Genomic DNA, 13,104 nt, shown 5'->3' with positions numbered 1-13,104 from the left:
TTTTTAATCCCAGCGGCTTGGATCGTGCACAATAGTTACAAATCCCGAAATCCAATCAAGATCATCGTTTAATGATTTTGCCATAGCGAATTCTTTACCACCCCAATTTTTGAAATTGTGCTGAAGTTCCATATTGATTTCTTCGAGTGTTTCTAACCCGTCTGTGACAAATGCAGGACAGGCTACAACAAGAGACGTAATGCCTTGGGTCTTTATGATTTTTTGCGTAATTATTTCGGTCGAAGGCTCCAACCATTTTTTCGGCCCTACACGAGACTGAAAACAAAGCGTGTACTGATCCGCTTTGAGATTCAAACGCTGGGCTAATAATTTCACTGTCTGTTTGCATTGTGCATAATAACACTTCGAAACATTAGAAGAACGATCACAACAAGAATTCAATTCACAACCTGGTATTTTTTTTATTTGCGATATGGGAAGCCCGTGAAAAGAAAACAGTACATGATTATTCTCTTTGATCAGCGGTCTTAAACGGTTTGCCCAAGAATTCACAAATGCGTCGTGATCGAAAAATGGCTTTAGTGTTTTTACATTTTTTTGGTTGGGCCAGATCTTTTCGATCGCGGGAAGTAACACATCTAAAGCCGACCCTGTTGTGGCCATAGCAAACTGCGGATACATGGGCGCTACAAAAATTTCGTCATAGCTGTTTTTTTGCAAAGGCTTTAATGTCTGCTCTGCACTCAGTTCACCGTAACGCCAGTGTGTGATAACGTCGAAATGCGGTAGTTGCTTTTGTAAGCCTGTAGCAAACTTTGTGGTCTCAACCACTAACGGTGAACCCTGCGGCGTCCAAATATTATGATACTTTTCAGCCGATGGTTTTTTACGGCGCCAGACAATGCCGAAATTCACCAGAATAAATCGAAAAAACCACGGTATATCGATAATGCGTTTATCCATCAGAAAACGGCGTAAGTAAGCTCCCACCGCCTGTGGTTCCGGCTGTGAGGGGCTTCCGATCTGGCTTAAGACTAATAATTTTTTACCCATAATGCACTTTAAGTTTTTTCGCTAAGGCGATGTTTTGATCGTAGATTTTAGCCAAGCCGATCTTACCTAGGTAATTTCCTGCAAGAAAAATATTATCTTTAGCAAGAGCTCTGGCCGTCTGCGGATACGTTTGTAAAAATTTTTGCAAGTCATGGTTATAAGCCGGAATCGCCTTTGGCCAACGGGTAATAGAGCACTCAAGAGGCTCTTCGTGACCGCCCAACAAGCGGCTTCGATCCATCAGAATATTGGCTTTTACCTGAGCATCGCTGAGCTCGGTTAAATCCTGATTTATAATCCAGGTCTCTGACGGATTCGGGCCGCGGTTAGAAAAAATGCAGGAATTAATCAGCACCCCGGCTGCAAAAAAATGTTCGCTCGGCGGAAACAGACAACCAAACCCCTGCAAGACCTGAGTCTCTTTTGGCCACACCAGGGTCACCGAAGTCAGTGGTACCGCCTGAATCGCTGCCAGGCCCTGACCAGGAATAAGTTTATCCGCATCCCAGGCTGCGGTGGCGACCACGACCACATCATGAGCGTCAGCTTTTAAATCCTGAAGCGATTGCACCTCTTGCATGGCAATGGTGACGCCGTTGTGTTCGAGTTTTTGTTTGAGGGCTTGAATCAACGCGCCCATGCCGTCTACCGGCGCATAGGTCACAGGTTTATACTTCTTGGCCTTTTTAAATGCGGTGACCGTCTTAAAAGAATCCAAAACCGCCCTGGCATTTAAATGTTTAGGGCTTAACGCAAAGATACCCTGCACGGCCGAGCTCAATAAAATTTCGGTAAACGTTTTTCCGAATGAGCGCTGTCCCCACTGCTCTAACGTCAGTTCAGCTGGCACAGGTCTATTTGTGAGAAGTTTGGTTATTAAAAATTTAATCCCGGCTCCAACAAACTGCACGGTTTCAATGACCGACAAAGGCCAGCGGCGCGGCCGGTTGTTGCGAAAAATAAATCTTTTTTTTGCCGCTGACTGTGAGGCTTGAAAGTCGACTTCAAGCTCCTTGGCCAATTCTTCAAGCCGCGGGCTCCATAAAACCCCGTTTGCAGCAGTCTCACGTAAATGCGTTTTAGTTCGGTGGGATCCAATCAAACCACCGACCTGCTTTTTTTCGTAAAGCTTAACTTTAAGACCTGCTTTTTGCAGCTCCCAAGCCAGAGTTAATCCAGAAAAACCAGCACCGACAATATGGATCATAGCGATTGTGAGAAAATTTTTGTCTGGGGTTTATTGCGTTTTAAGTGTTCATCAAAAAAGATACAGATATTACGTAAAAACGGCTTACCCATTGCGGTGACTTTAACTTTATCGCCTTCGATGACTAAAAGTTTATCCGCAATCATCTCAGCTAAAAACTCCGGCGCTAACGCCTTTTGCTCTTCTGTCATTGTTACTTCGTAGGTCGTCATTAAGGTTAAAATCTGCTGGCGGCGGTTAACATCCTCATTCGTCAGAATATGACCGCGCGAAGTCGGTATATGGCCCGCGTTTAACAGCTCTTCATATTTCGGTAGAATTTTTTCGTTCTGGTGAAAGCTTTGCGGCGTTTCTGAAATAGAGCTTACGCCTAAACCCAGCATGACCTGTGATTTTTGGTCGGTATAACCCATAAAATTTCTGTGCAGCTTGCCGTTTTTCATAGCGATAGCCAAAGCCTCATCCGGCAACGCAAAGTGATCCATCCCGACTTCTACATATCCGAAATTCAGCAGCTCAGTGCGCGCGTATTCGTAAAGATCACGCTTATCTTTTCCCACCGGAAGATCTTCGTCTTTAAATAGACGCTGCGCCGGCTTGATCCACGGAACCAAAGCAAAACTGTATAATGCAATCCGGTTCGGACGAAGTTTTTTCGTCTGTTCAATGGTGTGCTTCATCGTCGCTAAAGTTTGTTTTGCCAAACCATAAATTAAATCATAATTGACCGACGTAAAGCCGATCTCTCGGGCAAAACGTGTGATGCTTTCAGTTTCTTCAAACGACTGTAAACGGTTAACTAAGCGCTGAATCTCAGGGTTAAAATCCTGCACCCCTAAACTGATACGGCGAAAACCCAGATCGAATAAAACCTGTAATTGTTCACGGTTAGTTCGTCGCGGGTCAACTTCAATCGACCCTTCAAAATGTTCGCCGCGTTTGGTGTTTTCTAAAATCGGTGTCAGCAATGCTTTAAGATGCTGGGCCGATAAAAATGTCGGCGTCCCACCGCCTAAGTGAATCCCCTGCAACTGCGCCTGAGAAAACTCCGGTACATGCTTACGGTATAAATCCCACTCTTTTAAAACCATCTGTACGTACGGGTCTTCTTTTTTGTGGTCTTTGGTAATGATCGTATTACAGCCGCAGAACGTGCACAGACTTTCGCAGTAAGGCACATGGATGTACATTGACCATTGATTTTTACCGCCAGCTAAACCCTGGCGCAGGTGTGATAGCCATTGCTCTTCAGTCGGGGCGCTCCCCCAGTACGGCACCGTCGGATAGCTGGTGTAGCGCGGAGCCGGAACGTCATATTTTGCAAACAACTGTGAATCATTCATGAAACACCTCGCGGGTAATCTGCACGAATCTGCGAACATTAGCTTCAGGCGTTTTTGGTAAAACTCCATGACCTAAGCCGCACACCCAGTTTGAACGCTGTTCTGGCGTTAATTTTTTATAATCTTCTAAGTAGGTACGGAATGTTTTTTCAAATTCATCAGGAGGCAAAAATAACAAGGCCTGGTCGAAGTTACCTTGCACGAACCCAGGCGTTGCTAAAACGGTTTTATTTAAAATGCCCGGCAGATTCCAGCGATGGTCAAAACCCATCCCGGCCCATGGCAAGGCTAAAAATTCAGGGGTAAAAAATGAAGCCTGGGTGCCTTTTGAATAATACCCGATTTTTCCCGGGTAAGCTTTAGCCAGCTCTGCCATAAGTGGCGCAATCCACTTTTGGAAAAATGCCGGGCTTACCTCGCCGGCGGCCGTATCAAAGATCATCAAGGCATCGGCACCGCCTTCAAACTGAATGCGGATATTTTCTTTTAATAACGGCAGCATGGTCTGCGCAAATTTTTGAAACAGCACCATGTCCTGTTTACTTTTAATTAAGGATCCGGCATGTGATCCTTCAACCGCATACACATACAAAGTCCAAAGTCCGCCGATAAAACCGATCACTTTTTTTTGCGCCGGAATTTTCTGACGGGTTAAAATCATCGCTTCTTTCTGAAACGTTAGTTTGGGAAGGGCATCGCTCCACGGTACAAGCTTTCCGATTGTCGATTGATCTAACTGAAAACCTAAACGCGGCCCGTGATCGGTGTAATCTAACCCCATACCCAGAGCTTCTAACGGGAATAAAATATCACTGAATAAAATTGACACGTCGAAATCAAAATCCTGCACCGGACCAAGTGCAACCTCAGAGGCCAGATCCGGAACTTTACACAGTTCCATAAAAGAATGTTTGGCGCGTAGGTTTTGATAATGAGAGTGATAGCGGCCAGCCTGACGCATCATCCATACTGGTGGAGCTTTTGTTCCGGTTTGTAAAATCATAGTTTCCCTCTACTGTTTTATCTCAGTTGTTTTTATTTTCGAATACATAGCCAACGCCGCGAACTGAGCGAATAAGCTGCTCATCAGAATCCCCGATCAGATGCCGAAGGCGTGCAATGGCGTTGTCGATCGTACGGTGGCTGGTTTCGCTCTCGCTGCCCCAGACTGCATCAATCAACTGATCACGGCTCACCGGTATGCCCGGCAGGCTGGTTAAATGTTTTAAAATTTTAATATCATTGACCGGTGGATACTCAATAGACCCATCCTGGTGATAAACCGCAAACGTCGTAAAGTTAACTTTAACTTTGCCTACTTCAACTTCAACCTGACTCGCATGGGCTTCAAACACATGCCCGATACGTAAGAGCAATTCTTTTAAATGAAATGGCTTAGGCACGAACTCCTGGATACCGACTTCATAACCTTTTAAGCGGGTCTCCGGATCACCCTGTGCCGATAAAATTAAAACTGGCGGTTTGTACGCAAGAGTCTGGATCTGTTCGACCAGATCCATGCCGTTTCCGTCAGGTAAACCCAAGTCACAGATTAAAAGATCAAAATTTTCATGACTGATAAATTCTTTGGCCTTGGCCAAAGTGTTGGCCCACTTTACGTTATATGTTTTAGCCAGACTTACTTTTAAACCTTCGCCTAACACCGGGTCATCTTCGACCAGTAAAATATTCTTCTTAAAAGAAAGGCTCACTTTAGACACCCTTTCCTTTAGGTAAAATAACTAACACCACTAACTGCGCGTCTTTTCCCAGGGTAAAGTGAATTTTTCCCGCAAGTTTATCCACTAAAAATCTGGTTAAATACAATCCCAGTCCATTGCCGTGCGAAGATTTCGGCTGAATAAAGTGTTTACCCAGCTGAGATAGATCACCGGTAAAAGCCTGGCCATTATCCTGAAACTCGATTTCAAAATACCCATCAGTTTTTTTAACCACTAGTTGCATTTTACTGGCTTTACCGTGGATGACCGCATTCTGAATCAGATTACGAAAAACACTGCGCAACGCCAGCTCATCAGCATAGACAGTGGCATCTGAAGTAAGACTGATCTCAACTTCTGGCCACTCACTGCGGATCACTGAGAAAATTTTCGAGATTTTAACGTCCTGTAAATGCAGAGTCTGGGTTTCACCACGTGCCACCCACAGCGAGTTTTCCAGCTGCAGATCTAACTGGTTCATGTTTTCACCGAGACGGCTTAGCGTCTGCGAATCAAAACCGTCACGTAGCAAGTCTGATTGCAGGCGCAAACGTGAAATAGAGGTTTTTATATCATGGGCAAAGTTACCGAAAAAAAGTCTTATCTGTTCATGGCGCTCTAAATCTTTTTTCGCCAGAATAATTAAAGCCATGCCGCCGACCAAAACCGCCAGCACGAAAAATGCCCCTTCCGACATGATCATGCGAAAGTTACTGGTGTACTCTTCAACAGTCATAAGCGTGCGCATCGCATCGAGCTGGCGCAGACTCAATAGCCACCACCACGTCGTCAGCGCCCCGATCAACACGAGCCAGATAATCGACAGGTAAAAGCGCAGTCTGCTTTGCGAAAGAGCCTTTAAATTCACGCCAGTGATTCTCCCATGATTTTCACCATGTCATTAACCACTTCTTCGGTATGGGCTAATGATAAGAAACCCACTTCGTAAGCGTTCGGTGCTAAATAAAGACCGCGCTCTAACGAATTTAAGAATAATTTTTTAAATGTCTCTTTTTGTGTTGGTGCAATTTGTTCAACCTGACGGATCGGTTTTCCGTCGGCTGTTTTGGTGTGTAACCAGAATAAACTTCCGTAACGAACAAAATTTAACGGTAAGTTCATATTTTTAATTAAATCGTTAACTTTAGTTTCAAGTAATTGGCCACGCTTTTCTAAAACAGCCCAGCCATTTTCGCGTTCCATTTTTTCTAAGGTCGCAAGCCCCGCAACCATACCGACGGGGTTAGCACTTAAGGTACCCGCCTGGTACACCTGACCAAGGGGAGCAATTAAATCCATTAACTCACGACGGCCGCCGTAACAGCCAACCGGAAATCCACCACCTAAAATTTTACCATAGGTTGCAAGATCTGGTTTAATGCCCAGCACTTCGGCCATACCGCCAAGAGCTACACGAAAACCCGAGATCACTTCATCAAAAATAACCAGCGCGCCGTTGGCTTTGGCCAACTCGCAGGCTTTCTGGATAAATTCTTTACGCTGAATAAGTAGACCATAATTGGCCGGAAGTGGTTCCATAATTAACGCTGCGATATTCTTACCTTCTCTTGCAAAAACAGCTTCTAATGCTTTTTCATCATCTAGCGAAACCGTTAAAGTTTCTGAAGCCGTTTGCTCAGAAACACCGGCACTTGATGAGGCCGTAACACCGGCAAGACCAGAACCGGCTTTAACCAGCAAGGAATCCACATGGCCATGATAACAGCCTTCAAATTTTAAAATTTTTGTGCGACCTGTTGCTGCACGGGCCACACGCAAAGCCGACATGACAGCTTCAGTGCCCGAAGAGACAAAGCGAAGTTTTTCAACCCAAGGAACTTTTTTCTGAATCCACTCGCCTAACATCAATGAGTACGGCTCACAGGCCCCGAAAGTCCATGCTGTGTCGATCATCTCCATCACTTTGGCCTGCACTTCCGGATCACGGTGACCCAGGATCAACGGACCAAAACTTTGGCAACAGTCGATGTATTTTTTGTTCTCTACCGAAGTTAGATATGCACCCTGGGCTGATTTAAAAAATACCGGCGATCGTCCAAGGCCTGCAAATGAACGGACCGGTGAATGCACGCCGCCGGGTGCGACAAGTTTTGCGCGTTCGAAATAATTTTCTGAAGTGAGTTGACTCATAATTACGACTTCCAGCTTTCTTCATTTAGATAAATATATAAGTTCTGATCTGTGCCTAAGGTCTCTTTAAGACTTTGCCACGTTTTACCCGGGCCACAGGCATGAGCACAATTTAAAAAACCTGCTTTTTGCGAGTGATCAAGGGCATTTAACACCGCCTGAAACTGGGTCGAACTCTTCCAGTAAAAGAAGTAGCCACCAGCTAGCAATAAATCGCTTTTAAGCTTAGCGAGCTCGCCGTCTGCAAGCCGAATATGCAAGTCATAAGTTCCGGCATTAGACGCCTGGGTATGGGTCAATGTGACCTGTTCTGGTTTGTTTTTACCGATCAGAAATTCAATACGGGGATCTTCTGACTCGCCTAAACCTTCGGCGCAGCCATTCACCCAAACACCCTGAGCTGCTAGCTTTGCCCAGGTGCTGGTGCCGGCGGCCCAAACAACGCCTTGATAATTTTTAAGATCCACTGAACCGGCTGCTTCGCTGCGCGCAACCCACACCATATCCGTGTTAGCGAGCGATACCGCAGCCGCTTTATGCTGGCGCTCAATAACAAAAGTAAACGCATGTTTAACTAAACCTTCGCGGCTTGGTTTAGGCGAAATTAATTTATGGGTATTTAAAACTTCACCCTTTGGTGAAAGCCCTTTCACGATTAAAATTTCACCGTAACTGCGGTTTAACACAGTCACACCGATTTTTTGATGGCAACCACCACCATAGCCAGAAAAAACTTTTCGTTCATGCACTACGCTCGCTGCCGTTGTCGGACAGTGGATTTTGGCAAATAGCTCTTTTAAATCTTTACGGTCACTTCTGATCTCGATCGCCAGCGCCCCCTGGGCTGCGGCATTCGGGTTTTCTGACAGCGGCGGAATAATCCAGTTTAGTTTGGCTAAATGGGCACGGATTTTTTCCTGCACCGGTTTAAATTCCGGGTACGGATGCGCCAACAGTCGGTCAACAGCGGCTTTGGCCAAAACTAATCCATCAATTGAATCGTCATCGATCGTCTTTTGTAAACGCGTCGGAATATTGCCGCGCACGTTGGCGAATTCGATTTTGTCGGTCGGCCATGGTAAGTGCTTAGCCAAAAACGGGATCAAATTATATTCCCGGCGTGGCGAAGATGAAAAAATGCGTAAGTGTTTTTTACCACGGCTGGCTTTTTTTATAACGACTAAATCACGCTGGTCAGCACGCGGCAGAGTGGCCACGATCTCGGTGCCTGGCGTAGGCTCAACCGGAAGATCCTTCCACGAGTGCACGACAAAATCTAATTTTCCGCTGATTAAGTCCTGGTAAAAGTCTTGGGTAAAGACACCTTTTTCCGGCATCTTCCACAAAGGATCTGTTAAATTTTTATCACCCAATGATTCACGAAATACGTACTCAATCTCGACACCTAACGCTTTTAGCGCGTCGCCAACCAGGTACCCTTGCAGACGAGCGAGGTCACTCTGTCTGGCTCCTAAAACTAACCGCATAAGTCTTCCCAACCGAAAGGACGCAATGTAACTTTATCCATCTGAGCCAAGCGCCACTGATTAACCGCGGCCTGTGCTTGCTGTTGTCTGGAAGATAACAAATCCTTTTGTTGAGAGAAAAATTCCATCACATCTTCTAACGTGACCCAGTTTTCAACTTTTGGATCACGGTCATTAAATAATTTTGAATCACGACGTAAATCAACGACAAATTTTCGCAAGCCTTGTGATTTTTCGACAAGCTCTTTTACCTGCTCATGCGAAAGAGGTGCTGCAATCACTAAAGCCTCTGCCGTTGGTAAAGACGCTTCTAATTTATGAATTGAAAGCGAACCTTTAGCCTGATCATATTGTGGCAAGTGCTGCATAACCTGCACTTGAGATTTTTCAGGGTTACGTGCATAGACTTGAACATTTTTGGCTTTAAGCCAAGGTAGCATATCCTCAACTAACGAACCGGCACCAACAATTTGAACTTCTGAATGGTTATAAAATAAACGGCGCAAATAACCACCGTAAGACTGCGAGCCGAATTTACACAAATACTTTTCACGAATTTCTTTAATCAAAGAAATCCATGTCTGAATGCGGGGTTGAAATTTCTGAACCCAGGCATGATCAGCATTCTGACTGACCAGTTGACGAAATTGGCCAAGAATTTCAGTTTCGCCCACAACCGGAGAGTGTAAGCCACATAAAACTTCAATCAAAAATGACTCAGCCTCTAAGCCCTGCATGAAACCACGGCTGTCGGCTAAAAATGCTGACTCATCCAGATAAAAATAGATTTTACGGCGGCAGGTTTCCCAAAATAAAACAGTTTTACTATCCACGACTAATGGCGGTAAATAATGGTTGTCTTGTTCTATGGGCTGGTGCCAGAGCTTTAGCATGAAAATAACATAGCAAAGATTCTCAATTAGTTTGTCACAAGTTTGTCACTTGGATAAAAAAAAGTTGCTATTTAATCGGCCATAGCTCAGATAATAGGTTATGCACAGACCTAGACGCCTGCGCGCAAGCGCTAATATCCGAGAGATGATCGCCGAGACACACCTGAGTGTGGCCAACCTGATTTACCCCGTCTTTATTTGCGACGGCGAGAATATCGAACAGCCAATCCGCACACTTCCTGGGCAATCTCGTCTGAGTGTCGATGTCTTGAGCCAAAAGATCACAGCATGGAAAAAATTAGGGCTTAAAAACTACGCTCTTTTTCCGAAAATTGACGACAGCAAAAAAGACCCCCGTGGTTCTGAAGCTTTAAATGACAACGGTCTGCTGCCGCGAGCGATTAAAACCCTTAAACAAAATCATCCAGAAATTAGTTTATTCACGGACGTGGCCCTTGATCCGTACTCGTCCGATGGCCACGATGGCATCGTCAAAAATGGTGAAATCCTAAATGATGAAACCGTGCAAATTTTAGCCAAAATGGCCGTCAAACAAGCAAGCTGGGGCGCTGACTGGGTCTGCCCTTCGGACATGATGGATGGCCGCGTGGATGCGATTCGCGAAGCTTTAGACGATGCAGGCTTTATCAAAACTTCGATTCTTTCTTACACTGCAAAGTACGCATCATCTTTTTACGGACCATTTCGTGAAGCTTTAGATTCAGCTCCAAAAGCCGGCGATAAAAAAACTTATCAAATGGATTTCAGAAATCGCAAAGAAGCTCTTCGCGAAATGGATTTAGATATTTTAGAAGGCGCAGATATGGTAATGGTAAAACCTGGACTTCCGTATCTTGATATCGTCGCTGATTTAAAAACTCACTCGAGTGTTCCAGTAGCTGTCTACAACGTAAGTGGTGAATACGCGATGTTACACTTTGCTGCTCAAGCTGGTGCTTTGGATTTAGAAAAAACGATGATGGAGTGCATGTACTCATTTCGTCGTGCCGGTGCTGATGTAATTTTGACTTACTTCGCTCCTGAAGTGGCAAGAGTTTTAATATCTAATTAGTGCCTACTTTAGGAACAACCCAGCTTTGTTGCTTGAACGACTAATGAATTCATAAATTTATGGTAACCGACATCTGTAAAGAGAATTTTATATTCATAATGATAATGCTTTTTCACGTCGGTCGACAAACAAACATTATTGGCTAGTTGCCATAAATTAATCTTGAAAAAAGAATTTATGGCGAGTCTGGACATGTTAAATGTGCGCAATGGTAAGATCCATTTGTTGCTTTAGCAGTAAAAGTAACTGCTTTGTTTTGAGTATGCAGCTTAGACGAAAGAGCTAACAACAAAGTAAACATAATTACTAATGGTTTTGCAACTGATCACCTCTCTATTTCCACCTTATTCGATAAAATGATTAATATAAAAAAAAGCTATTAAATTGCGACTTATCCGGAGAATTATCATCATCTAGACAGGTATTCCCTGTGAAGTTTCTTGAGAATTTCGCCCCGATTTTAATTGATAGGCTCCATTATATTACGACGGTTTAAGCTGCGATCACAGCTTACATTCTGTTAAGATGCAAAAATCACACTTTTCAGCCGAAGCGATGAAGAATCAAAATAACATAAAACTATAATGATAAATAAGTCGATCGGATATGCGTCAGCACAACCTGAACCTGGTTATGATCCAGTCGTTTAGATATCGATCCACAAGGATTGCTTTTATGCACTCAAGATGCCTGAGTTGCTAAAAGGCTATCGTCGAAAAATCTTCGACTGTAAAAATATATTGTGCTCGTGAAATAACTTGGTGCTGAAGGCAAACTCCCTAAAGAAAAAAGTCAAATCAGAAGAATGCGCGAACTAGTTAATTTAAAGGTTTACGGTTTTAAAAGTGTTCGTACTGGCATATCAAAACTAGGCGATCTTCCAGAGGATCAGTGGCAATATGTTGCTGATAAAAAACAAATCAGATTAATACTAAAGTCTAACTATTATTTTATTTATAGTGTTTAAATATTTTTTCTATTTAAACTTATTTCATGGGAATTCAGCCAGACTTAAATATTCTTAAGCAAGCGATCAATTTTGATCTAATCCAAAAAAGAGCGAAACTTGATTTACCCGACAGTCTCGACTTTGTTCGAATTTACATTAAAGAGGACGAAGATAGCAAAAGAGGGTTTAATTTTCAGACTTTCTTACCATTACTAAATGAAATTCAAATATTCAGTTTACATATATCTGAGCTAGGAAAACTTTTATCTGGGCAAGACTACAAAATCGAAAGCGATCTAACAAATTTTAAACATAGCTCATTTTTGGCTGACCTTTACAAAAACAGAGAAGACATCTTAAACATGTATACTGTTTTAAGCATAATTCTTAATCTTAAAACCACCTTAATCAAATACCAGAATTTAATTAACACTTATAACGACGCATATTTAACTACTGCATTTTTGTTACTCTTTGAAATAAAGTCTTCTCAGGAGCGATTAACAAAATTTATTCACGATAAAGCAATGAGCCAAGTATATTTCATTTTTGGAAATCATCAATTCTCAATCATTGATTTAGATTTGAACTCAATGCACATGACCAAAACATGCTTACCATCTTTATCTCTTATTTCTGGGCATATTGAGTTCTTTAACCTGAAATGTGGAGTCTTAAGCATTAGCGGCTCGCAATTACCTTTCACTCTAAATAATCCAAAGCTTATTCCACAATATTCGCAAATGATTAATATTGAAGGTAAAGAATCCCGACTTGTAATTAACAAAAAATATCAGTTTCCTTTTTTTGAAGGTAAGAAAGTCATCAAAAAAGCATATTAAAGGAGTAGTATCTTGAAAAAGCATTTAATACTGTTATTAGCTCTCACTGCAACTCTCTCATCTTGTCATTTTATTGGAGATTCAAACTCAACTACAGATAACACAAGCTTCTTTGCAGGATTATGGGATGGCTCAGTGTTAATTTGGAAAATTATTATCAATATAATAAGCAACGACGGCATTATGGCCTTCCAACCAGATTTCGCATACAGAATTGGCTTTGCAGTCGGATCGCTAGCTTTATCTTGGAATTTCGGATTATTTGTCGCAGGACCGATCTCAATGCTGCTCTACCTGACATCATTCTAGAAAATCCATTAACGTAAAAAGTATATTTTAACTATTTGATGTAGCTGATGGCAGCGGTGATGAATACAAAGAATGGTAGATTAAGTCGAGTAGCAATCGTCACGAAATTAGAATGC

Annotated in this window: 12 protein-coding genes; 3 read left to right on the top strand and 9 right to left on the bottom strand. The window is 43.1% G+C overall.

The genetic code is table 11. The features are described 5' to 3' along the window. Positions 1-3: 3 nt before the first annotated feature. Genes hemH through AC04MM_RS02680 form a run of 9 tightly spaced genes read right to left on the bottom strand, consistent with a single transcriptional unit; the run spans position 4 to position 9,816 of the window. Positions 4-1,014, bottom strand: a complete 1,011-nt coding sequence (hemH, locus tag AC04MM_RS02720) for a ferrochelatase (RefSeq protein ID WP_475378777.1) — start codon at positions 1,012-1,014, stop codon at positions 4-6. Continuing rightward, a complete protein-coding gene (locus AC04MM_RS02715; protein WP_475378776.1) occupies positions 1,007-2,221 on the bottom strand; it encodes a protoporphyrinogen/coproporphyrinogen oxidase in 1,215 nt (404 codons plus the stop codon). The genes hemH and AC04MM_RS02715 overlap by 8 nt, the downstream gene beginning before the upstream one ends. Then, the gene (gene hemN, locus AC04MM_RS02710) at positions 2,218-3,564 is read right to left on the bottom strand and encodes an oxygen-independent coproporphyrinogen III oxidase (protein ID WP_475378775.1); all 1,347 of its coding nucleotides are present in this window, start codon (positions 3,562-3,564) and stop codon (positions 2,218-2,220) included. The genes AC04MM_RS02715 and hemN overlap by 4 nt, the downstream gene beginning before the upstream one ends. After that, positions 3,557-4,567, bottom strand: coding sequence for a uroporphyrinogen decarboxylase family protein (locus AC04MM_RS02705; protein WP_475378774.1), 1,011 nt, complete (start codon positions 4,565-4,567; stop codon positions 3,557-3,559). Before AC04MM_RS02705 ends, hemN begins: the two co-directional genes overlap by 8 nt. A gap of 22 nt (positions 4,568-4,589) precedes the next feature. Then, a complete protein-coding gene (locus AC04MM_RS02700; protein WP_475378773.1) occupies positions 4,590-5,276 on the bottom strand; it encodes a response regulator transcription factor in 687 nt (228 codons plus the stop codon). A 1-nt stretch (position 5,277) separates the two neighbouring features. Next, on the bottom strand, positions 5,278-6,153 hold the full coding sequence (locus tag AC04MM_RS02695; RefSeq protein ID WP_475378772.1) for a sensor histidine kinase: 876 nt from the start codon (positions 6,151-6,153) through the stop codon (positions 5,278-5,280). After that, positions 6,150-7,436: a glutamate-1-semialdehyde 2,1-aminomutase gene (locus AC04MM_RS02690; protein ID WP_475378771.1), complete on the bottom strand. Its 1,287-nt coding sequence runs from the start codon at positions 7,434-7,436 to the stop codon at positions 6,150-6,152. The genes AC04MM_RS02695 and AC04MM_RS02690 overlap by 4 nt, the downstream gene beginning before the upstream one ends. Positions 7,437-7,438: 2 nt before the next feature. Continuing rightward, on the bottom strand, positions 7,439-8,923 hold the full coding sequence (locus AC04MM_RS02685) for a type 2 periplasmic-binding domain-containing protein (protein WP_475378770.1): 1,485 nt from the start codon (positions 8,921-8,923) through the stop codon (positions 7,439-7,441). Continuing rightward, complete coding sequence (locus tag AC04MM_RS02680) at positions 8,914-9,816, bottom strand: Rossmann-fold NAD(P)-binding domain-containing protein (protein WP_475378769.1); 903 nt, start codon at positions 9,814-9,816, stop codon at positions 8,914-8,916. Before AC04MM_RS02680 ends, AC04MM_RS02685 begins: the two co-directional genes overlap by 10 nt. A gap of 100 nt (positions 9,817-9,916) precedes the next feature. Between AC04MM_RS02680 and hemB the strand changes: the two genes are divergently transcribed. The 3 genes from hemB (at position 9,917) to AC04MM_RS02665 (ending at position 12,988) form a co-directional block, all read left to right on the top strand. After that, positions 9,917-10,888 (top strand): porphobilinogen synthase, encoded by a 972-nt coding sequence (gene hemB, locus AC04MM_RS02675; protein WP_475378768.1) that lies wholly within the window; start codon positions 9,917-9,919, stop codon positions 10,886-10,888. A 993-nt stretch (positions 10,889-11,881) separates the two neighbouring features. Next, complete coding sequence (locus tag AC04MM_RS02670; protein WP_475378767.1) at positions 11,882-12,679, top strand: hypothetical protein; 798 nt, start codon at positions 11,882-11,884, stop codon at positions 12,677-12,679. 12 nt (positions 12,680-12,691) lie between these two features. Continuing rightward, positions 12,692-12,988 carry a hypothetical protein gene (locus AC04MM_RS02665; protein WP_475378766.1) on the top strand — a complete coding sequence of 99 codons (297 nt, stop codon included), beginning with the start codon at positions 12,692-12,694 and terminating at the stop codon, positions 12,986-12,988. Positions 12,989-13,104 lie beyond the last annotated feature (116 nt).

It is taken from the genome of Bdellovibrio sp. SBM16 (genome assembly GCF_056175625.1).
The sequence above is the reverse complement of the archived record's forward strand: the minus strand, read 5'-3'. Positions and strand labels throughout refer to the sequence as shown.

Bases quoted from the DNA above. Each gene is read 5' to 3' on its own strand.
- hemH (WP_475378777.1), bottom strand. From the start codon at position 1,014: ATGGGTAAAAAATTATTAGTCTTAAGCCAGATCGGAAGCCCCTCACAG.
- AC04MM_RS02715 (WP_475378776.1), bottom strand. From the start codon at position 2,221: ATGATCCATATTGTCGGTGCTGGTTTTTCTGGATTAACTCTGGCTTGG.
- hemN (WP_475378775.1), bottom strand. From the start codon at position 3,564: ATGAATGATTCACAGTTGTTTGCAAAATATGACGTTCCGGCTCCGCGC.
- AC04MM_RS02705 (WP_475378774.1), bottom strand. From the start codon at position 4,567: ATGATTTTACAAACCGGAACAAAAGCTCCACCAGTATGGATGATGCGT.
- AC04MM_RS02690 (WP_475378771.1), bottom strand. From the start codon at position 7,436: ATGAGTCAACTCACTTCAGAAAATTATTTCGAACGCGCAAAACTTGTC.
- AC04MM_RS02685 (WP_475378770.1), bottom strand. From the start codon at position 8,923: ATGCGGTTAGTTTTAGGAGCCAGACAGAGTGACCTCGCTCGTCTGCAA.
- AC04MM_RS02680 (WP_475378769.1), bottom strand. From the start codon at position 9,816: ATGCTAAAGCTCTGGCACCAGCCCATAGAACAAGACAACCATTATTTA.
- hemB (WP_475378768.1), top strand. From the start codon at position 9,917: ATGCACAGACCTAGACGCCTGCGCGCAAGCGCTAATATCCGAGAGATG.
- AC04MM_RS02670 (WP_475378767.1), top strand. From the start codon at position 11,882: ATGGGAATTCAGCCAGACTTAAATATTCTTAAGCAAGCGATCAATTTT.